A 20743-nucleotide genomic window follows, 5' to 3' on the forward strand; every position below is an offset into this window, starting at 1 on the left:
TTTTATGTCAGATACGCAATTCTCTACCAATAAGGCGCCGCAGCCCGTGGGCCTGTACCCGCATGCCAGGCGCGTAGGCAACCTCCTCTTCCTGTCGGGCGTAGGGCCCCGCAAGGCCGGTACCGACGAGATACCCGGCCTGAAGACCGACAAACATGGAAATTTCATCGAATTCGACTTTGCGGCACAGGTACATAGTGTGTTCGAGAATGTGCGCGTGATACTGGAAGAAAGCGGCAGCAGCTGGGACAAGCTGGTAGATGTGACCGTCTTCCTGGTAGATATGAAACGCGATTTTCATATCTATAACAAGATATATGCCGAATACTTCAAGACCAACCAGCCCTGCCGCACCACCGTGGGTATAGTTTCGCTGCCTACCGCCATAGCCATAGAGCTGAAGTGTGTGGCTACGGTAGACTAATGCGATGGCCGATAAGGGCGAAGGACCTATGTATATGACCCTGTGTTAATAATGGACTTTGTCGTGATATATATGCGCGAACGGCACTGTACACATTCGTTAATAATACTCAATTTAATATTTGGGGTTTCCTTCGTAATTCGGATATTTGTTTTTATCTTTCCGAGCTACTTAACAAAATTTTAAGCGTGAAACGGATACTAATTTTGCTGGCATTGCTTCCGTTATGCCTTCGCGCCCAGGAGACGCACCATGAAATAGGCCTTGGTCTCGGTGTTGCCAACTATTATGGCGACCTCCAGCCCAAGCTGTTCTCCTCCAGCGGCTACAGGCCACATGCAACGGTAGTTTACAAGTTCTTTATGAACCCACGCATAGGTCTGCGCGCAGGTGTGTCCATAGGGCAGGTAACAGCAGCAGACAGCTTAGGGAAGGTACCCATCAATGTGAAACGCAACCTTAGCTTCACATCCAACCTGTTCGAATTTCATGGCGGCGTAGAGTTCAACTTCCTGCCTGTAGATGTGCTGCGCCACAAGGTGACGCCATATGTTTTTGGCGGTATAGGTGTGTTCTACTTCAATCCGTTCGCAGAAGATGCCGGAGGCAACAAACACTTCCTGCGCCCGCTGAGCACCGAGGGACAAGGCCTGCCTATGTACCCCGACCGCAAGCAGTATAGCCTGGTGAATATGTCGTTCCCATTCGGCGGCGGTTTCAAATTCTTCATAGGCAAGACCATATTCGTGACACCTGAAGTAGGCTTCCGCTATACCAATACCGATTACCTGGACGATGTGAGCAAGTCTTATGTGAACATGGACACACTGTTCAAATACAAAGGCTCGCTGGCGAGGTCTATGTCCTTCAGGGGCAATGCGGTGAACAACTGGGATGAGAACAACCCCAATTATGGCTACCAGCGCGGCGACAGCAAGGCCAACGACTGGTACTGGTTCACCAACATCACCGTTACTGTTTACTTCCGCTCTTTCGGCAACAGAAGGCCTTATACCAAGACCCGCTGCCCGGGCTTCTACAGGTAATACCACCCGGAACGAATTTGCAAATGACCTGCCCTGCGCAGGTCATTTGTTTTTATAACTAATGCTTTTTGTTCGGTCATTCCCGGCCTGCCATTCGGCATGGCCATGTACTATGTTATGCCCCGGCGGGGCTATATGTTTGTAGCAGAATGTATACCTCATGCCGTTATGCCCCGCAGCGGGCTACCCTATAAAATGTGGGTAGCTCCTGACGGAGCAAAGTCCTGATAAAAGGATGTTCCTACAAACTTTTTGCTCCTATGGAGCATTTCTGACGGAGCTTATAAATGAACAATAAGATGTGGGTATAGAGCAATCCTTTCGGAGGAGGGGGCTTAGTACATGTATTTTGTATCTTTGAAAGATAACACACTATTATGCCACACATAGCCATCATATCATCGAGCGTACGCACGGGGCGCAACAGCCACCGGGTAGCCCTGTATTTTCAGAACTACCTGCAGGCCAACGGCCACGGCACTACCGAGATAATAGATCTTAACGAATACAGCTTCCCTGTCTTCGATGAGCGCCTGAGGTTTCAGAAAGAGCCAACGGAAAAAATGCTCGACTTCTCTGCCCGTGTAAAAAAAGCCGATGGTATCATCATCGTAACGCCGGAGTACAATGGCAGCATACCTGCCGCGCTGAAGAACGTGACCGATCTGCTGTACGATGAGTGGTACCACAAGCCCATAGCTATGTCTACAGTATCGGACGGGGCTTTCGGTGGGTCGCAGGTCATCATAGCGCTGCAGTTCACATTGTGGAAGATGAAGGCGCTCACGGTGCCTGCCATGTTCCCCGTGCCCAAGGTGCGCGAGGCATTCGATGAAACGGGCAATGCTACAGACAAGGCCGGTACCGATAAGCGTGCAGCAGGTTTTGTAAAAGAACTGCTGTGGTGCATAGATGCCGCCGGGAAGATGAAGGAATAATACCATTTCGACATCTAGATCAGCATTAGATATGGGGCCTTTGTGCCCTTTATATTGGATGGTCCATTGCAAACCACGCGTCGACCTTTGTGTACTTTGTGGTTAGCTCTTTTTGAAATTGTACGAGATAACAGAGGTAAGTAATAAAAGCATAGAAGGGGACCTGCATCCCAACGCAGGTCCCCTTCTGTATTTAACGAGCTATCAGAATTTTGCCAGTTCTTTTCCTTCGGCTATGGCTTTCTGCTCATCCCTGCTTTTCTTGTCCAGTATCACCAGCATCACCAGCGGTATGTAGAAGAGGGCCGCCACCTTGTGTGTCTCTATGAGCTCAGAGAAAAAGTTGTTGATGAAGCCCGCAGCTATGGTCATTGCCAGCCCCACGGTGACACATCTGTAGAACTTATCCTTGAAACGGTGATATATCTTCTGCGCCTGGGCAAATATCACTACCATCAGTATGGCATACAGTATCATGGCAGGCCAGCCCTGCTCTGTAAGCATGTACAGGAAGTAGTTGTGCGATGTGGACTGCTCTGTATTGCGGCTCACATAGGTGCGGAAGGATGTAACGGCATATGGCTTGTAGTAGAAGTAGAACGAGCGTGGGCCATACCCCGTCAGCGGTCTGTCCTTGCTCATGCGCACGGCTGCTATCCAGCGGTACAGGCGCTCCATAGAAGACATATCGGTACCGCGGAAGGTGGCTATGATATGGTCTGTGAAATTGCGGCGCATAAAGGTATGCTCGAAGTTGGGGCGGTAGTCTATATACCGGTTGTTGTCTGCCGCCAGGCTCAGCAGCAGTATGATAAGGGCATAGAACGCGGGCATCACCAGGTTCACCAGTCGCATGCGTATGGCCACGCCTATCACTATGGCAAATACCACGGCCACCACGGCGGCACGGGCATATGCAAAACCTATACCCAGTACGAAGATGGCCACTACCACCGCAAAGGCCAGCTTTATGAACACATGCCTCTTGCGTATGAGCGGCCAGCACGATACCAGCAGCAGCGGAAAGAACTGCGATATGACCGTAGAATAATCGACATGGTTGTAATAGAGTTGAGTGATGGCCCGCTGTATCTTATGGAACGCGAAATTATACATCGAATGATGTACCAGTATGATAACGATGGTGATGGTGATGGGCACCAGCAGCACGAAGAACCCTTTTACAAAGTCTTTCTTTTCCTGGAAGATCCATATGGGGAATACGAAGAACGCCACCAGCAGCCATGTCTTCACCAGCAGGAACTTCACAGAGTAGAAAACCATTTTCGAGAATATGACCGATACTATCGTCCACAGGAACTGCAGTATCACTATCATCACCAGCGGGTTGCGCCACCACCATTCGGGTATCACCTTGGGGTCGCGCGCATACATCACCACGAACAGGCCCAGGAACAGCCACATCATAGGCAGGTCGGGCAGGGTCATAGACAGCGTATCGCCCGCAAAGTATAGCTGTATGGACGGCGGAATGGTGAACAGGAATATCCAGTAGGCCGTCTTCCAGTTTATGCCCACCAGCACCAGGTACAGGTAGGCGAACGGCACGGCCAGGAAATAATAGCTGCCCGTGAGCGTCACCGCCAGTATGGTAAGGAAAAGCACAGAGAAGGAAGCCGCTGCGAACCACCGCTCCTTTATATGTATGGCGCCGGTAAGCATCTGCTAGCGTTCTACGGCATTTAGCTTCCGGTAATAGGCCATTATCAGCACATACAATGTACTGAAGAAGAACGACAGCAGGGCCGCGGCCACCAGTGTGATAGCAGTACCCAGGCCCGCAGGGTTGGTGGGTGGCAGTGCACGGGTTATCACCTTCAGGTAGCCCATGGCGCTGTTGGTAGTAGCGTCAAATTCGTTGAGCATAGATATATAGTGCGCCCTGTCTGTCACCAGCTGGTCCTTCACCGATTCTATGTTCTGTATCTCTTCTATAGCGCGGCCATAACCCTTTCCGCCGCCTTTCAGGTCGCCGTTTATCACATCTTTGCGGGTCGGGCTCAGTATGGCATATATACCATACTGGTCGCGCATGGCGGCCAGCGTATCTGTGAGGGCAGCAATGGCGCTGTCCAGCTTCAGCTTCTGGTCGCCTATAGAGCGGTATATACCTGTTTTTACATTAGTGTAGTAAGACCTGTAGGTCTCTTCCAGCACTTTCACGGCCATGTTGGCCACGCCGGCGGCGTCTTCGGGCCTGTAGGCCGTATAAGATACCTGCACATCCTTATACTCTGTACGCTTGATGTTGAAATTCTTGTTGAATATCATCATCAGCTCGTCATGACCCTTAGCGGTATTTATTTCGCGCTTATATATCTTGTCGAAGTCGCAGTTCCTTATTATACGGTCGCGCACCGTGTCCGATGCTGCCAGGGCCATTATCTTGTCCACATCGTCATCGCCGCCATAGTAGTCCACATAGCGGGTCTCGTAAGAGCGGAAGAGGGTATGGCGGTCGCCATAGAGGGGGTTATTCACCAGGAAACGTGCCTCTGCCTTATATTTTTTCTTTTTTACCAGCAATGCAGCACCGGCCAGCGCCATACCTGCCAGGGTCACTATTATTATAAAGCGTTTCTGCTTCTGGATCGTCCTTATCACATCTATAAGGTCGAAAGAGATATTGGTCATTAGTTCTGTAGCTTAGAAGTGAGTGTTAGCCGTAGGGCTTAAAGTTAAGTCTATTTTCAGGAACGCCTCAAAACTATTTATTATTGCATGTGAGGGTGCCGGAAGCGAAAAAAGATAGTACCGGGGTAAACCCGGGTATACATGAAAAAGGAAGCGCGAACGCTCCCTCTTCCTATTCTTTACGGTATATACCTATTATGCGGTCACCTTATCGTTCAGGTCAGAATCTACCAGTATACGGCCGCAATGCTCGCATACTATTATCTTCTTGTGCTGGCGTATCTCGCTCTGGCGCTGTGGCGGTATCACGTTGAAGCAGCCGCCGCAAGAGTCGCGCACGATGGGCACAACGGCCAGGCCGTTGCGGTAGCTGGCGCGGATGCGCTCATAGGCGGCCAGCAGCCTTGCTTCTACCTTTTCTTTGGCCTCAGAAGACCTGGCGGCCAGCGCTTGCTCTTCCTTCTCTGTTTCTACGGTTATCTTTTCCAGCTCTTTGCGCTTCAGGCCCAGGGCTTCCTGCACATCGGCTATCTTTTCTTCTGTCTTCAGGCGGGCATTGGTACGGTCTTTCAGATCGAAACCGGCATCCTTTATATGCTTTTCGTTCAGGCGAACTTCCAGCTCCTGCATTTCCATCTCTTTATTGATGGCCTCGAACTCGCGGTTGTTCTTTACGTTGTCCTGCTGTTTTTCGTATTTCTTTATGAGCGCCTGGGCCTCTTTCTTGGCTTCGGTCTTGGTATCTATGAAAGCGTTGATGTTCGCTATCTCGGTATCTATGTTACCGATGCGGGTCTGAAGGCCTTCGATCTCGTCTTCGAGGTCTTTCACTTCCATAGGCAGCTCGCCTTTCAGTGTTTTTATTTCGTCGATCTTGGAATCGATCTTTTGCAGCGCGAGTACTGCGGTGAGACGTTCTTCGAATGAAAAATCCTTTACGGTAGCCATATCAGCAAAAATATTTTACAGGATCGGTTGATAAATTTGATAAAAGAACCGCAAAATTAGGGAAATTTTTCTTAAGTATCTCCTCAAATATTTCAGAGGTATATTGCTCGCTCTGGTAATGGCCTATATCGGCTATCAGTATTTTTTTCTCGGCATCGAAGAACTGGTGGTATTTATGGTCGGCGGTGATGAAGATATCGGCTCCGGCCGCTATGGCATCGCGCAGCAGGAAGCTGCCCGAGCCGCCACACACCGCCACCCTGCTGATGGCCCTGCCGGTAAGCTCGGTATGCCGTATGCATTCTGTTCTCATTTGTTGTTTGATGAAGGAAAGCATCTCTATCTCCTCCAGCGGTTCGGCCAGGGTGCCTATCATACCGGCGCCTATCTCTGTGGCCGGGTTGGCCAGGGGTATCAGCTCATAGGCCACCTCTTCGTATATATGGGCGGCACGCATGGCGGCTATGACCGCATTCTTATTGTGTACGGTCACTATCACCTCTATCTTCACTTCGCGCACATTTTCCCTGCCACCGCCGGGAGTGCCTATGGCCGGGTCGGCGTCGGGCGCCGCGCGAAAGGTGCCTGTACCCTCGGTATTGAAACTGCACTCGCTGTATTTGCTGATGTGGCCCGCACCCGCATGGAACATGGCCTCGCGCACACCATCGGCCACATCCGTAGGGGCATAGCTGCACAGCCTGTATAGCAAATTGCTCTTGGGGACCAGTATGCGGGTATCCTGCAGCCCCAGCTTCTGCGCAAAACGGGCGTTCACCCCCTGTGCCACATTGTCCAGGTTGGTATGGGCGGCATAGATATGTATGTCGTTCTTTATGGCTTTGGCCACTATGCGCTCTACATAGGTACGGCCCGTAACTCGCTTCAGCCCGCCGAATATGAGCGGATGATGGGCCACTATCATATTGCAGCCGCGGCCCAGGGCCTCGTCCACCACCTGTTCCGTTACATCCAGCGTTATGAGCACACCCGTTACTATGGCGGCGGCATCGCCCACCTGCAGGCCGCTGTTGTCGTAGCTTTCCTGGTATACTATAGGTGCTACCGCCTCTATCGCCTCCATTATGTCTTTTACCGTCATGACCGTTCGAAAATATGTACAATTCAAAGATCCGATTATATCAGCGCATAAAAAACATAATTCCTTATAAAACTCTTAGCTCTGCAGCCGGAATAAGCAGGACGGATCTGTGGGACTGCGATATTCTCACATATCTATAAAGAAAGAGGGCATTGAAATACATATTTCAATGCCCTCTTCGGTCTTTTATTCGTTAGCATTTTCCCGTTACATCACCATCTGTTTCATACCGGCCATTTCGCGTACGGCATCGGCAATGGCGGCGGCATCGTAGCCGCATTCGCGGTGCAGCTCTTCGGGCTTGCCATGCTCTACTATGCGGTCGGGTATGCCCAGCATCTTTATCTCGGGCGAGTAGCCATTGGCATTCATGAACTCCAGCACGGCACTACCGAAACCGCCTACTACAGTACCGTCCTCTACGGTAACGATGCGCGAGAAGCGCCTGGCCACATCGTGCAGCATGGCCTCGTCCAGCGGTTTTACAAAGCGCATATCGTAATGCGCAGGATATATATCATCGGTAGCCAGTATGCGGCATGCCGATACTGCGAAGTTGCCGGGATGGCCTATGGTGAGTATGGCCACCTCACTGCCGTCGCATATCATGCGGCCGGTGCCCACTTCTATACGCTCCATAGGTGTGCGCCACTGGGGCATCACGCCCTGGCCACGCGGATAGCGTATCACGAAAGGATATTTTATCTCGGGTAGCTGTGATGTATACATCAGGTTGCGCAGCTCGGCCTCGTTCATAGGGGCGCTCACTATCATATCGGGTATGCAGCGCATATAGGCTATATCGTAGGCGCCATGGTGCGTAGGCCCATCATCGCCCACCAGGCCTGCACGGTCCAGGCAGAAGACCACGGGCAGCTTCTGTATGGCCACATCATGTATCACCATATCGTATGCCCGCTGCATAAAGGAGCTGTAGATGTTGCAGAACACCTTGAGCCCCTGCGTGGCCAGCCCTGCGCTCAGCGTCACGGCATGTTGCTCGGCTATGCCTACATCCAGCGCGCGGTGGGGCATGGCATCCATCATTATCTTCAGCGAGCAGCCGCTGGGCATAGCAGGGGTGATGCCCATTATCTGTGGGTTCTTCTCTGCAAGCTCCAGTATGGTATGGCCAAAGACATCCTGGTATTTAGGCGGCTCGGGTACGGTGGCTATCTTCTTGTTTATCTTGCCCGTCACTTTATCAAAGGTGCCCGGGGCATGCCACAGGGTCTGGTCCTTTTCGGCCAGGTCATAGCCCTTGCCCTTTACCGTCTTTATATGCAGCAGCTTGGGGCCGGGTATATCGTTCAGGTCTTTGAGGGTCTCTGCCAGCTTCACTACGTTATGGCCGTCTATAGGGCCAAAGTAGCGCAGGCCCAGCGCCTCGAACAGGTTGCTGCTTTTAGACACTACCCCTTTCAGGCCGGCCTCTACCTTCGAGGCCAGTTTCTGCAGGTCTTTGCCGGGCACCTTGCCCAGCAGGTTCCATACATCATCGCGAAAGCGGTTCCAGGTATGCGAGGTGGTGATGTCGGTAAGATATTCTTTGAGCGCGCCCACATTGGGGTCTATGCTCATGTTATTATCGTTCAGTACTATGAGCACATTGGCATTGCTCACACCGGCATGGTTCAGCGCCTCGAAGGGCAGGCCAGCCGTCATGGCGCCATCGCCTATCACTGCTATGTGGCGGCGGTGATGCTCGCCCTTGTACTTCGATGCTATGGCCATACCCAGCGCTGCCGATATGGATGTGGAGGAGTGTCCTACGCCGAATGTATCGTACTCGCTCTCGCTGCGCTTGGGAAAGCCGCTGAGGCCGCCATACTTGCGATTGGTATGGAACACCTTGCGGCGGCCGGTGAGTATCTTATGGCCATATGCCTGGTGGCCTACATCCCATACCAGCTGGTCGTCGGGGGTATTGAGGACATAGTGTAGCGCTACTGTGAGCTCTACCACACCCAGGCTGGCGCCGAAATGGCCGCCATGCACACTCACGCAGTCTATTATGAATTGACGTAACTCGTTACATACCTGCGGAAGCTGGCCTTTTTCCAGCTTTCTAAGGTCGTAGGGGGTATCTATATTGCTAAGCAACGGTCCCGCAGCTATCTCTTCCATGCACTAAGAGCGAATTATAAACGTACAAAATTAGTAAAATAATACTATCATCCGTTATATGTAGGGTAAAAATGCCCCGGAATATGCTTTTGGCAAATGATACAGCAGATCTTATGCCGAAGAGCGATACGGAATGTTAATATATAGACGTGGTAAGTAAGAGTATGTTATTTGGCCAAAGGCTTGAAGATATGCTCTTCTATGGTCATGCCTTTTTCCAGGTATATGGTCTGTATGCCTACCTGTTTGGCAGTGGCTATGTGCTGCGGGCTATCGTCTATGAAGAGGGTATGCTCTGCTTTCAGGTCATTATCTTCCAGCACACGGCGGAATATCTCTGGCATGGGTTTGCGCAGCCCTACACGGTGCGACATATATACCTTATCGAAGAATACGCCTATGTTGGGTATACCATGGTCGCGCATGAGGGTATTGTTGAATACCTCTTCATGTATCTCGTTGGTATTGCTGAGCAGGAAGAGGTCGTAATGGCCGCGTAGCTGCTGCAGTATCTGCAGGCGCCGCAGGGGAAAGTCGAGCAGCATGGCGTTCCAGGCGCCCAGCACCTGCTGCTCTGTGATGGGTGTGGCAGCTACCTGCTGCATGGTGGCTATGAACTCTTCGCGGCCCATGCGGCCGGTCTCCAGCCGGTCGAAGATGTCGGTCTGCTGCAGTTGCGAGTAGCGCTCGCCGAAATCGGCAATACCTGCCTGTATGAATGCTTTTTCGGTAAGGGAGTAATCGAGGTTCAGCAGTACGCCGCCGAGGTCGAATATGATATGCCTGATGCCTGTGATCATGCATGCAAAATTGGGGTAAAACCGGCAAATGCGCAGACAAATACCTGAAGAACAGGCCACAACATAGAACTTCGTCATATGAACAGCGCCCGACATGCCGCCCGGGGATACCTGCGAAAATTTTGTTTCACCGATGTTTCTGAATAACTTTATCTTCGTGGGGTATGCTGTACAGCAGCCTTTTTTTGCTATTTTGGCAATTAAAGGGCAAGTGTATTGTGTGAGATCGTGATTTTATTAATTTTAAGGCTTGTAATATCGTACAGGGTCTCTGACCCTGGTGTATAAAAAGGTATCATGGACATAAACAACATACCCGCCCCCATGCAGGAGCAGGAAAATGGACCCACATACGATGTGTCGAGGCGCCGCTTCTTCCAGATGGCCGGTGGACTGGCCGGTGCAGGGCTGCTTGTAGCTTCGTGCCGCAGAACGCCCCCCAGCGATACCTACCTGGGCGAGGGCGATATAGCCCTGCTGAACTACCTATATGTGCTGAAGCAGGTGACCGTAGCATTTTACAACCAGGCAGTGGCCACCACATACTATAGCGCCACGCAGAGCGAGATAGAGCTGCAGATAGAACTGCGCGACCAGGAACTGGCGCACCGCGAGTTTCTGAAGACCCTGCTGGGCAAGAACGCAGTGAAGACCGTGACCACGCAGATGGCCATAGTGAACTTTTCGGACAAGACCAGCTTTCTTACCAATGCCGCCACGCTCGAAGACCTGTCGGCATCGGCATATGCGGGCGTTATACGCCTGCTCAAAGACCAAAGCTATATACTGTACCTGGGCAAGATGAGCACCGTAGATGCCCGCCATGCAGGCTATGTACGCGATATACTGAACCACAACTCTTTTGCCAGCGGCATGAATGTGCTGGACAGCAATGCGCTGAACTGGGTAACATCGCCGGCACAGGGTATGGCCCAGTTGGGCAACTACCTGGAAACAAGGTTCGACACAAGCAAACTACCTACTTTCTAAGACAACAACATGAACTTCAAGCATATAATCTCAGAGATAGAGAAGACCGACCCCGAGGTGTATGAACGCCTCAGCGGAAGGCGCGAGATGCTCGGCAGCTTCGGCTCCAAAGTAGCATTGGCGGCGCTGCCGCTGGCGCTGGCCTCTATGTTCAAAAAAGCATACGGGCAGTCCACCGATGTGGTAGTGAATGCGCTGAACCTTGCGCTCGAGTTCGAGTTCATGCAGCACACCTACTACAGGCAGGGTACCAATACCGGCAGCCTCATACCTGCGCAAGACCTGCCCGGCTTCAAGATAATAGAGAGCCAGGAAAAAGCCCATGTGGCCTTCCTGGAGAAAGTGATAGCCGGCCTGGGTGGTGTGGCCTTCAGGCCGAAGTACTACACGGCATCTACTACGGTGCATCCGTATGTGCCTGCCGCGTACGACTTCACTATGGGTGGCAAATTCACACCCTTCGCCGATTATGAGACCTTCCTCACCATAGCACAGGTGCTGGAAGATACATATATACATGCCATACATGGCCAAACAGAGACCCTGCAGGCCAATAATGCTGTACTGTCGCAGGTATTTGCACTGGCGGCCGTAGAGGGCAGGCATGCTGCCTATGTGCGCCTGAGGCGCAGGCTGGCCGTAGGCGCCGCAGAGACCCCCACGCCATGGATACAGAACAACATACCACCTGTACCATCGCTCAGCTTCCAAAAATACTACCTGGGCGAGGATAATACCATACAGAAAAGTGTGGACATACAGGGGCTGAGCAATGTATACTATGCCAATGGTGCTATGCCCCAGGTAGCGGCCACAGCTGCCTTCGACGAGCCCTATACCAAGGAGAACGTAATGAACCTGATAGCGCCCTTTAAGAAGCTATAAACAGTCGCAGTTCATTTATAAACATATACCAGGCCCTTGAAGATGCATTCTTCAAGGGCCTTTTCTTTTATGCTACATTCTGTAGAAAAAATATGCGCGGTAAAGAGTGTAAATAAGAAAAGAGGTTGCCCCGAACCATTGGGACAACCTCTTTTGTATAAGGTAATGCGAACTGTTATATCTGCCTGTTCACATCGAATGCTTCCAGCTCGTTGGCCACGGCAGTGAGGAAGCTGGCACCCAGCGAGCCATCTACTATACGGTGGTCGTAGCTCAGAGACAGGTACATCATGTGGCGTACGGCTATCACATCGCCATCTTCGGTCTCCAGCACTACGGGCCTTTTCTTTATAGCGCCCAGCGCCAGTATGGCCACCTGCGGCTGGTTGATGATGGGCGTACCCATCAGGCTGCCGAAGGTACCCACATTGGTAACGGTGAATGTGCCACCCTGTGTATCGTCGGCCTTCAGCTTGTTGTTGCGCGCGGCATTGGCCAGTGCGTTCACCTCTTTGGTCAGGCCCAGCAGGTTCTTGGTCTCTGCGCTCTTTATCACAGGTACTATCAGGTTGCCTGTGGGCAGTGCAGTGGCCATGCCTATGTTTATGTCCTTCTTCAGTACTATGTTGTAGCCGTCCAGGCTGCAGTTTATCATAGGATACTTGCGTATGCAGTTGATGATGGCCTCGAAGAATATAGGAGTGAAGGTTATCTTCTCGCCATGCTTCTTCTCGAAGGGGCCTTTCACCTTCTCGCGCCATTTCACCAGGTGCGTCACATCGGCCTCGGTGAAGCTGGTAACGTGTGGCGATGTGGCCTTGCTGCGCACCATGTGGTCGGCTATCAGCCTGCGCATGCGGTCCATCTCTATTATCTCTACATTGCCCGTTATGGCCATAGGTGCTGCAGGTGCCGGTTGGGGCGCTGGCGCAGCGGCTGGCACGGCCTGCTGTACGAGTGCCGGTGTTGCAGCCTGCGCAGGCTGTGGTGCGGGTGCCGCGCCACGGTTGGCCACATAGGCCAGTATATCTTTTTTGGTCACGCGGCCTTCGTTGCCGGTGCCGGGTATGCGTTCCAGTTCGGCCATGCCTATACCTTCCTTGCCGGCTATATTCAGCACCAGGGGCGAGTAGAAGCGGCTGCCACCATCGGCCAAGGGTGCGGCGGCAGGCGCAGCATGCTGCACAGGTGCGGGTTGTGGTGCGGCCTGTGGCTGTGGTGCAGGCGCAGCAGCAGCGGGTGCTGCAACAGCGGCCGCCCCGCCCGATTCTATGCGGGCTATGGTAGCGCCTACGGGCACTACATCGTTCTCTTTATACAGCAGTTCTGTTATAACGCCGGCGGCGGTAGAGGGTACCTCGCTGTCTACTTTATCGGTAGCTATGTCCAGCAGGGTCTCGTCCATTTTTACGGTATCGCCAGGTTTCTTGTGCCATTTCAGCACAGTGGCTTCCATTATGCTTTCCCCCATCTTGGGCATTACAACATCAACTATGGCCATGATATATTTTTGTATGTTTTATAAACGCTGCAAAAATAAGCAACGGTCGCCAATATAAAACCTATCGCTGCTATAGTTGCCATTCTTTTTTCAGGGCCGCATGGCGGTGCATATATCGGCGCATATACAGGCAATAAGATACCTGCTGTTTTAAATGCTGTGTTATTTTGATATTTTTGGTGCTTAACGAAAAAGCAGCCTTTTTTTGTGAACGACAGTATCGCATAAAAGATACGAGCATGTGCATATGAGTTTATGAACGTAGATATATCCGATATATTTCAGGCCGTGATGGACAATGTCACCGATAGTGTCCTCATCATCGGTACCGATCATACGGTCATTTGCTTCAACGAGCATGCACGAACCACGCTGCGCGGTATACATGCCCGCGATGTGCAGGTGGGAAACGATTACCGGACCTTTGTTTCCGATGCGAACAAGGCCGGGTATATGGCATCATTCGAAAAGGCCATGAAAGGCGAAAAGGCCATAGGCGAGCGGGAATTGCCGGTATATGACCGGAAGGTATGGTACCGCCTGCAGATGTGCCCTATATACGAAAAGAGCGGTGCCGTGGCAGGCGCCATCATCACCATTACCGATATAGACACACGAAAGGCGAAGGAGGCCGCATTGTATGCATCGGAAGCGCTTTTCGAAAGGGCATTCGAGCATTCATCTATAGGCGTGGCACTGGTAGCGGCCGACGGTAGCTGGATGAGGGTGAACAAGACCCTGTGCGACATAGTGGGATATACCGGCGAAGAGCTGCTGCAACTGTCGCCCGAGGCGATAACCCACCCACAGGACCGCCAGAACGACCGCGAACAGCTACAAAGGATACTGGATGGCGAGACCGACAACTACAGCATGGAAAAACGCCTGCTGAATAAAAATGGTACAGACGAGTGGATAAGCGGTGTGATGTCGGCAATAAAAGACCACGACGGGCGGCTGTATTACCTGTGGCAGCTCAGGCACATCACCGAGCGCAAGCGCATGATAGAGCGCCTGAAGGCAAGCGAAGATCTGCTGCAGCTCTTTGTAGAGCATAGCCCGGCAGCCATAGCCATGGTAAATATGGACATGCGCTATATGATGGTGAGCCGCCGGTGGATGGCCGATTACGGCCTGCAGGGCCGCAATGTACTGGGCATGAGCCATTACGAGGTCTTCCCCACCATAGGGCAGGAGTGGAAAGACATACACCGCCGCTGCCTGGCGGGGGCCATTGAAAAAAGAGAAGAGGACAGCTTTGTACGCGAGGACGGCCACACAGAATGGCTGCGATGGGAGATACACCCCTGGTGCAAGCCCACCGGTGAGGTAGGAGGCATCATTATGCTCACCGAGGTGATAACCGTCCGTAAGACCATGGAGGCCGAGCGCGAGCGCATAGTGGCCGACCTGGTGAGCCGCAACAGAGCCCTGAACGAATTTGCCGAGATAGTATCGCACAACCTGCGGGGCCCGCTGGCCACTATAATGGGCCTCACCAATATGCTTGCCGAGAACATAGCCGGGGTGGACAAAGAAGTACTGCTGATGGGTATAGGCGAGTCGGCAGGAAGGCTCGATGCCGTAGTACGCGAGCTGAGCGGCATATTGAATGCAAAAACACACCCATCGGAAGGCTAATATCTTCTATCAGAAAAAACCTCCAAAAAAGTTTTCTTTTTCTAAGAATATCTGCTACATTTGCACTCCATTTTTGATGGTTCGCCATCATTGGGCCTATAGCTCAGTTGGTTAGAGCACCTGACTCATAATCAGGTGGTCCTAGGTTCAAGTCCTAGTGGGCCCACAAACATTAAATGATTGAAAATTAAAGAGTTATGCGCAAGTATGACTCTTTTTTTTGTGCCTATAAAATCTACTCGCATGTTTTCTTGCAATGAATTCGCTTCAAACTCGCGCTGATACTGCAATCCAGCGGTTATAACTTACTCGTCTGCCTTGTAACGGACTTGTATGAAGGACGTTCTTGGTGCTCAACCCAACTGAGCATCAACGGAGTAAAAACTCCGTGTAGGCCCTTATCGTAGTTCGTTTTAAATTTGACAATTGAAAGATGGAGACATGGTGAATGCGAATGATGGCGTGAGAAGCTCAAAAATGAGCAAGATTAAGGGTAGGGATACGAAGCCAGAAATTTTAGTGAGAAAATTCTTATTTTCCCGTGGTTTTCGCTACAGAATTCATTGTAAAAAATTGCCGGGTAAGCCAGACATAGTTCTTACAAAATATAGAACGGTGATTTTAGTCAATGGTTGTTTTTGGCATGCGCATAATGGCTGTAGATTAAATAAAATTCCCAGAAGCAACGTTGAATTTTGGACGAACAAATTACAAAGTAATATGCAACGGGATAAGGAAAATGAAAAAGGATTAGAGAAATTAGGGTGGAAAGTTATTACAATTTGGGAATGTCAATTACGAAAACCACACTTAGAACAGACACTTGTAGCGGTTATTTCAGTATTAAAACCAAGTGAAGTATAGTGGGTGAGGACATAACCAACAAACATAGTATTATTATGACAACCATAAGAGATGCCATTTTAAAAAGCTTAGAGGACTTAGGAAATTTGTCCAATTCGACCGATATATGTAATCACATATTGTCCAACAAGTATTATGATTTTGGCGGAGCTAAAACTCCCACGAATACGGTATCGGCCCAATTGGGTGATTTCATCCGAAATGGTGATACTCGAGTAAAAAGAATTAAGAAAGAGGGCGGTGTTTATTTCTATTACTTGGCTAAAAACGAACAAAATATTGAGTCTGACATTCTGACCGCTACAGAAAACGGTACGCATCAAAGGAAGATAGAAAAAGTTAAGAGTTATGAGGAACGCGATTTACATAAACTCCTCAGCAGTTATCTAAAGAGTACTGCAGTTTATTCAAAAACAATTTTTCACGAGCAATCGACGTATGGAAAAGACAGTAATCAAATCTGGACTCATCCAGATATGGTAGGAGTTCGTTTTTTGAACCTCCAAACCAAAGCGAGCCAAAATTTTCTTAAGTCAATTAACCGTAGTGATATTTTCAAGCTTAGTTCCTTCGAAATAAAGAAGGAAATAAATAGCGATGCAGAATTAAAGAAAGCCTTTTTTCAGGCAGTTTCTAATTCCAGTTGGGCTAACTACGGGTATTTGGCTGCGTATGAAATCGGTGATAGTCTGACGGAAGAAATGGAACGACTTAATCAGTCATTTGGAATCGGCATAATTAAGTTGAATGCTAATCCTTATCTGACCAAAGTGTTGTTTCAACCGAGATACAATCACTTAGACTTTAAAACTATTGATAAACTCTGTAAAATCAATAGAGAGTTCGAAAAATTCATTGAGCAAATTGAGAAATTAATGACGGCAGAGGAACGGTATTACAAGGCTACAGAAAAAGAACTTGATGAATTCTGTGACGATTACTTTTTGAATGATGCTGATGCGGATAAATACTGTAAAGACAGAAACATACCTGTGGAAATTATTACGGCTGATATGCTATAGTATAGATTTGCGAATTGGGTAATTAGAATTAGGTATAAGATATAAAATAACACTCTTAGGATAACACGAAGGATTTAAAAATGTTCAGAGACAAGAAGCTAACATACATTACACTTTTTAGTTCAGGAGGTGTAGGTTGTTATGGATTTAAAATGGAGGGCTATCATTGTGTTGCGACAAACGAAATTATTCCTAAAAGAATGGAAATTCAGAAAGCAAACAATATTTGCCAATATGATTCCGGATACATTGTAGGTGATATTTCAGAGTCCGATACTAAAGAGAAGATTTATGCAGAAATGCGAAGGTGGAAGAGCAAAGGAAACGATAGAGTGGATGTTGTTCTTGCAACCCCCCCATGTCAAGGGATTAGCGTTATTAACCATAAAAAGAATTCTGAGGAGATCAATCGAAACAGTCTGGTTGTTGAATCGATAGCCGTTGTTAAACATATAAAACCGCGTGTCTTTGTTTTTGAAAATGTAATGGCCTTTCAAAAGACCCAGTGCACTACACCTGATGGTCGGATTATTCCAATTGGAGATTATGTGAAAGAATCGCTTGGGCAAGACTATATCATTTCTGGGCGTATAATTAATTTAATGAATTACGGCTCGAATTCATCCAGGACTCGAACGCTAATGGTCGGGGTAGATAAGACATACAGGAATAGCATCACTCCGTATGATATATTACCACATTATCAAAAAGAGAAAACTCTTCGAGACGTTATTTCTAAATTTCCTAGCCTTGAATGGGGTGAAATCTGTAGCGACGATTTCTATCATGCCTTTAGAACATACAACCCCAAAATGCGCGATTGGATTCATGGATTAAAGGAAGGGCAGTCCGCATTTGATAATCCTGACCCTCACAAGAGACCACATAGAATCGATGACGGTAAACATGTAGAAAATATTCGTAAGAATAGAGATAAATACACAAGACAACGTTGGGATAGATTCGTTCAATGTATTCATACAAGAAACGATCAACTTGCAGCACAAAACACCGTGCATCCTGTAGAGGACAGGGTATATAGTATTAGAGAGCTAATGGAAATGATGACAATTCCATCAAGCTTCAAGTGGGTAGATAAAGAAATTGAAGAATTGAACAGGCTATCAAACGATGCTAAGCGATTATTATATAAAAATCATGAGTTGACAATTAGACAGTGTATTGGCGAAGCAGTGCCTACAGAATCTATGCGCAGAATCGCCGAAAATATAAAAATATGCCTGTTAAAAAATCACCTTGATCCTTCGAGCTTAAATAGGGTAATTTCCCAATTTGATTTAGACCAAAGGGCTAAGCTTAGAATTTTTTTAAAAGCTAACCCTCTCAATTTAGATGTTTCAGCGTTGATGCGTATTACGGAATTATGTAACGCTAAACGGGAAGAAAACGCAGCATTTTACACAAACAAGTTCATCGTCAATGAAATCATGGGGAAGCTACCTGATTTTAATAAGGATGAAATCCGCATTCTTGAGCCTTCAGTTGGCGCTGGAAATTTTATCCCCTTTTTAATAAAACGATATGAAAATGTGAGTAGGGTTACTCTTGACGTCGTAGACATAGACGAAGACAGCATAGAAACTCTGAAGTTAATTCTGGAAAAGATTGCTATACCTAACAATTTTACGATAAATATTATTTGCCATGATTTCCTATTGATGGATATTACTTCTCGATATGATCTTGTAGTAGGTAATCCACCATTCTCAAAATTAGATGGTAAATCAAAAGAGAAAGCTAAATATCTGAAACAAAATATTAATCAAGAAACAGCCAACTTATCTGAAATGTTTCTTGAGAAGTGTTTAAAATATAGTGATTGTGTAGCCTTGGTCTTGAATAAGACCTTACTCAGTAACCATGAGTTCAAGGTGACACGGGACATATTGCGAAGTATGAAACTTGATTCAATAATTGATTTCGGACGTCATGGTTTCACCGGAGTTTCTATTGAAACAATGTGTTTGATAGTTTATCCAAAACAAAAGCCCACGAACACGTTTGTTTATAGCATGAAGTATAACAAGTCGTACAATCAAAGACAAGAATATATTACAGATAGCAGGTTCCCTTATTTCATCATATATAGAAACGAGGAGTTTGATAAGGTTGCAAAAAAGCTTGAATTTGATGTGTTTGATGTGTTTAGGGATCGACAAATTACAAAGGCGAACACAACAACAAAATCCACTGGTAAGAGTTTATGGGTTATAAAAGGTAAAAACATCAATGATAGTGGAGAGTTGTCTCATGTTAGAGGCTATGACATGTACATTCACGAAAAAACAGCAGAAAATACTTCTGCGTTCAAATACGTTAACGACAACTCCGTCTATTTAACTCCAAACATGACTTATAACCCCAGAGTCATCGAAAATCACCCGAATACTATTACAGATGGGTCTACGGCAGTATTAATTCCAAAGTATGGATTTAAGCTCACGCGCCAACAAATGGCATATTTTTCGACTGACGAATACAGACAATTTTATGCAATTGCCAGGAATCTTTCAACACAGTCGATTAATGTAGACAAAACAAGTGTATTTTTCTATGGAAAATTAAAAGAGAAATGACTCCCAACCTATTAGCTAAGTTCATAAACGCACAGACTTATGACGTACGACAGACGCACAATGGTAGATGGTTAGACCAAAAGTGCGCGTATGATTCCGTGTGCTTTGTCGCAGATTGTATTCTCGAATATGTTAGAAGTGGTGGACAACAGCCTTTCCAATCACCAGATATATGGAAGTCAGAATATGCTGTAAAGAATGTCCAGGCTTGGTTTGGAAAACCTGATCCACTAATTCGTGCTACATTAGATGAATACAATAAGTTTTTTCGGCAGCCTATGAAGATGTTGGCCGCAGCCGGCATATTAAATGAGAATAAAAAGGGTATTGGTATACAGTTTACTATAGCAAAACCCGAAATCCTTGAGTATATCGCCTTGAGAGAACGAAATACCTTTGAATTTCTGTGTCTCTATATTGAAAAGACTTTACGAGATAGTGGTTTATGGGATAGTTTTGAATCGTTTTTTGATGAGCAGTCGAAAACTTCTCTTGAAGATTTAAAAGGCAAGTTTTCTGATTTTTGTATCCGATATACTCCCATTAACACCGATGTCGAAGCAAACAGAATTTTTATTAAAGTTTTAAATCCTCTCGCATGTAAGTATCATACAAAGGGAACGATTAGTGGCAGAATCTCTCAGTCAATTATCACGCTGGATAATATAATGTATAATCAGCCTAATTGGCGAGATGTCGGCAAAGATAAAAACGTTGCTCGAGGTGATTATAAAGTATCGTTGAGCAATCAACAGATGTATGAGTATAAAATATCGCGAGCGGCCAAAAATTTGAAGCAGTTCAACGACAAATACAACGGGGGCAAATCTGAGGTACTTGACAAGTTTTCAATCGGTGAAATTGCTACCCACATGCACCATATTTTCCCTAAAAATGAATTCCAGGAAATAGCAGATTACATTGAGAACCTTATTGCACTCACCAGTGGACAACACCTACAACGTGCGCACCCTAATGGAAAAACAACAATAATCAACAAAGACTATCAATATGTCTGCCTAATAGCAAAAACAGAAAGCATCAGGAAGAATATTATGGAAAATCACGGAGAGTCTATCATTTACGATTTTGGAGATTTTATGCATGTTCTTGATGTTGGCCTTAAAACAGACTATTTTAGTCACTTGCCCCAAGATTTCCATAAAGTTGTGCAGGGGATAGAGTTTAATTATGCATAGTGTC

The 20743-nt window shown here is 47.9% G+C and carries 17 protein-coding genes and 1 tRNA gene; 11 read left to right on the forward strand and 7 right to left on the reverse strand.

Annotated elements, in window-relative coordinates; genetic code table 11:
• Positions 1-4: 4 nt before the first annotated feature.
• From ABD843_RS08875 to ABD843_RS08885, 3 genes are all read left to right on the forward strand, one after another.
• Complete coding sequence (locus ABD843_RS08875; protein WP_345081694.1) at positions 5-424, forward strand: RidA family protein; 420 nt, start codon at positions 5-7, stop codon at positions 422-424.
• Positions 425-612: 188 nt separating this feature from the next.
• The gene (porG, locus tag ABD843_RS08880) at positions 613-1470 is read left to right on the forward strand and encodes a type IX secretion system protein PorG (RefSeq protein ID WP_345081697.1); all 858 of its coding nucleotides are present in this window, start codon (positions 613-615) and stop codon (positions 1468-1470) included.
• A gap of 377 nt (positions 1471-1847) precedes the next feature.
• Entirely contained in the window at positions 1848-2408 is a 561-nt protein-coding gene (locus ABD843_RS08885; RefSeq protein ID WP_345081700.1) for an NADPH-dependent FMN reductase, read from the forward strand.
• Between the two features lie 204 nt (positions 2409-2612).
• On the opposite strand, the gene ABD843_RS08890 is transcribed toward ABD843_RS08885, so the two are convergent.
• The 6 genes from ABD843_RS08890 to ABD843_RS08915 all read right to left on the reverse strand — a co-directional run bounded on the left by ABD843_RS08890 (position 2613) and on the right by ABD843_RS08915 (position 10040).
• A complete protein-coding gene (locus ABD843_RS08890; RefSeq protein ID WP_345081703.1) occupies positions 2613-4091 on the reverse strand; it encodes an O-antigen ligase family protein in 1479 nt (492 codons plus the stop codon).
• Positions 4092-4094: 3 nt separating this feature from the next.
• Positions 4095-5063, reverse strand: a complete 969-nt coding sequence (locus tag ABD843_RS08895) for a Wzz/FepE/Etk N-terminal domain-containing protein (RefSeq protein ID WP_345081706.1) — start codon at positions 5061-5063, stop codon at positions 4095-4097.
• A gap of 195 nt (positions 5064-5258) precedes the next feature.
• Entirely contained in the window at positions 5259-6011 is a 753-nt protein-coding gene (locus ABD843_RS08900) for a zinc ribbon domain-containing protein (protein ID WP_345081709.1), read from the reverse strand.
• A 1-nt stretch (position 6012) separates the two neighbouring features.
• Positions 6013-7113, reverse strand: coding sequence for a Nif3-like dinuclear metal center hexameric protein (locus ABD843_RS08905; RefSeq protein ID WP_345081712.1), 1101 nt, complete (start codon positions 7111-7113; stop codon positions 6013-6015).
• A gap of 207 nt (positions 7114-7320) precedes the next feature.
• Positions 7321-9240 (reverse strand): 1-deoxy-D-xylulose-5-phosphate synthase, encoded by a 1920-nt coding sequence (gene dxs / locus ABD843_RS08910; RefSeq protein ID WP_345081715.1) that lies wholly within the window; start codon positions 9238-9240, stop codon positions 7321-7323.
• Between the two features lie 167 nt (positions 9241-9407).
• Positions 9408-10040 (reverse strand): HAD family hydrolase, encoded by a 633-nt coding sequence (locus tag ABD843_RS08915; protein ID WP_345081718.1) that lies wholly within the window; start codon positions 10038-10040, stop codon positions 9408-9410.
• Between the two features lie 297 nt (positions 10041-10337).
• Between ABD843_RS08915 and ABD843_RS08920 the strand changes: the two genes are divergently transcribed.
• Entirely contained in the window at positions 10338-11030 is a 693-nt protein-coding gene (locus tag ABD843_RS08920; RefSeq protein ID WP_345081721.1) for a ferritin-like domain-containing protein, read from the forward strand.
• A gap of 9 nt (positions 11031-11039) precedes the next feature.
• A complete protein-coding gene (locus ABD843_RS08925) occupies positions 11040-11915 on the forward strand; it encodes a ferritin-like domain-containing protein (protein WP_345081724.1) in 876 nt (291 codons plus the stop codon).
• 175 nt (positions 11916-12090) lie between these two features.
• Here ABD843_RS08925 and ABD843_RS08930 read toward each other — a convergent pair whose 3' ends face one another.
• The gene (locus ABD843_RS08930; RefSeq protein WP_345081727.1) at positions 12091-13416 is read right to left on the reverse strand and encodes a dihydrolipoamide acetyltransferase family protein; all 1326 of its coding nucleotides are present in this window, start codon (positions 13414-13416) and stop codon (positions 12091-12093) included.
• A 255-nt stretch (positions 13417-13671) separates the two neighbouring features.
• Here ABD843_RS08930 and ABD843_RS08935 point away from each other — a divergent pair, with 255 nt between their 5' ends.
• The 6 genes from ABD843_RS08935 (at position 13672) to ABD843_RS08960 (ending at position 20739) form a co-directional block, all read left to right on the forward strand.
• The gene (locus ABD843_RS08935) at positions 13672-15057 is read left to right on the forward strand and encodes a PAS domain S-box protein (protein ID WP_345081730.1); all 1386 of its coding nucleotides are present in this window, start codon (positions 13672-13674) and stop codon (positions 15055-15057) included.
• A 92-nt stretch (positions 15058-15149) separates the two neighbouring features.
• Positions 15150-15223: transfer RNA gene (locus tag ABD843_RS08940), tRNA-Ile, on the forward strand.
• Positions 15224-15483: 260 nt separating this feature from the next.
• The gene (locus ABD843_RS08945; protein WP_345081733.1) at positions 15484-15921 is read left to right on the forward strand and encodes a very short patch repair endonuclease; all 438 of its coding nucleotides are present in this window, start codon (positions 15484-15486) and stop codon (positions 15919-15921) included.
• A 35-nt stretch (positions 15922-15956) separates the two neighbouring features.
• Positions 15957-16943: a hypothetical protein gene (locus ABD843_RS08950; RefSeq protein ID WP_345081736.1), complete on the forward strand. Its 987-nt coding sequence runs from the start codon at positions 15957-15959 to the stop codon at positions 16941-16943.
• Between the two features lie 80 nt (positions 16944-17023).
• Positions 17024-19540, forward strand: a complete 2517-nt coding sequence (locus tag ABD843_RS08955) for a DNA cytosine methyltransferase (protein WP_345081739.1) — start codon at positions 17024-17026, stop codon at positions 19538-19540.
• Complete coding sequence (locus tag ABD843_RS08960; RefSeq protein ID WP_345081742.1) at positions 19537-20739, forward strand: hypothetical protein; 1203 nt, start codon at positions 19537-19539, stop codon at positions 20737-20739. Before ABD843_RS08955 ends, ABD843_RS08960 begins: the two co-directional genes overlap by 4 nt.
• The last annotated feature ends 4 nt before the right edge of the window (positions 20740-20743 follow it).

The organism is Nemorincola caseinilytica (genome assembly GCF_039540515.1).
GTDB classification, from domain to species: domain Bacteria; phylum Bacteroidota; class Bacteroidia; order Chitinophagales; family Chitinophagaceae; genus Nemorincola; species Nemorincola caseinilytica.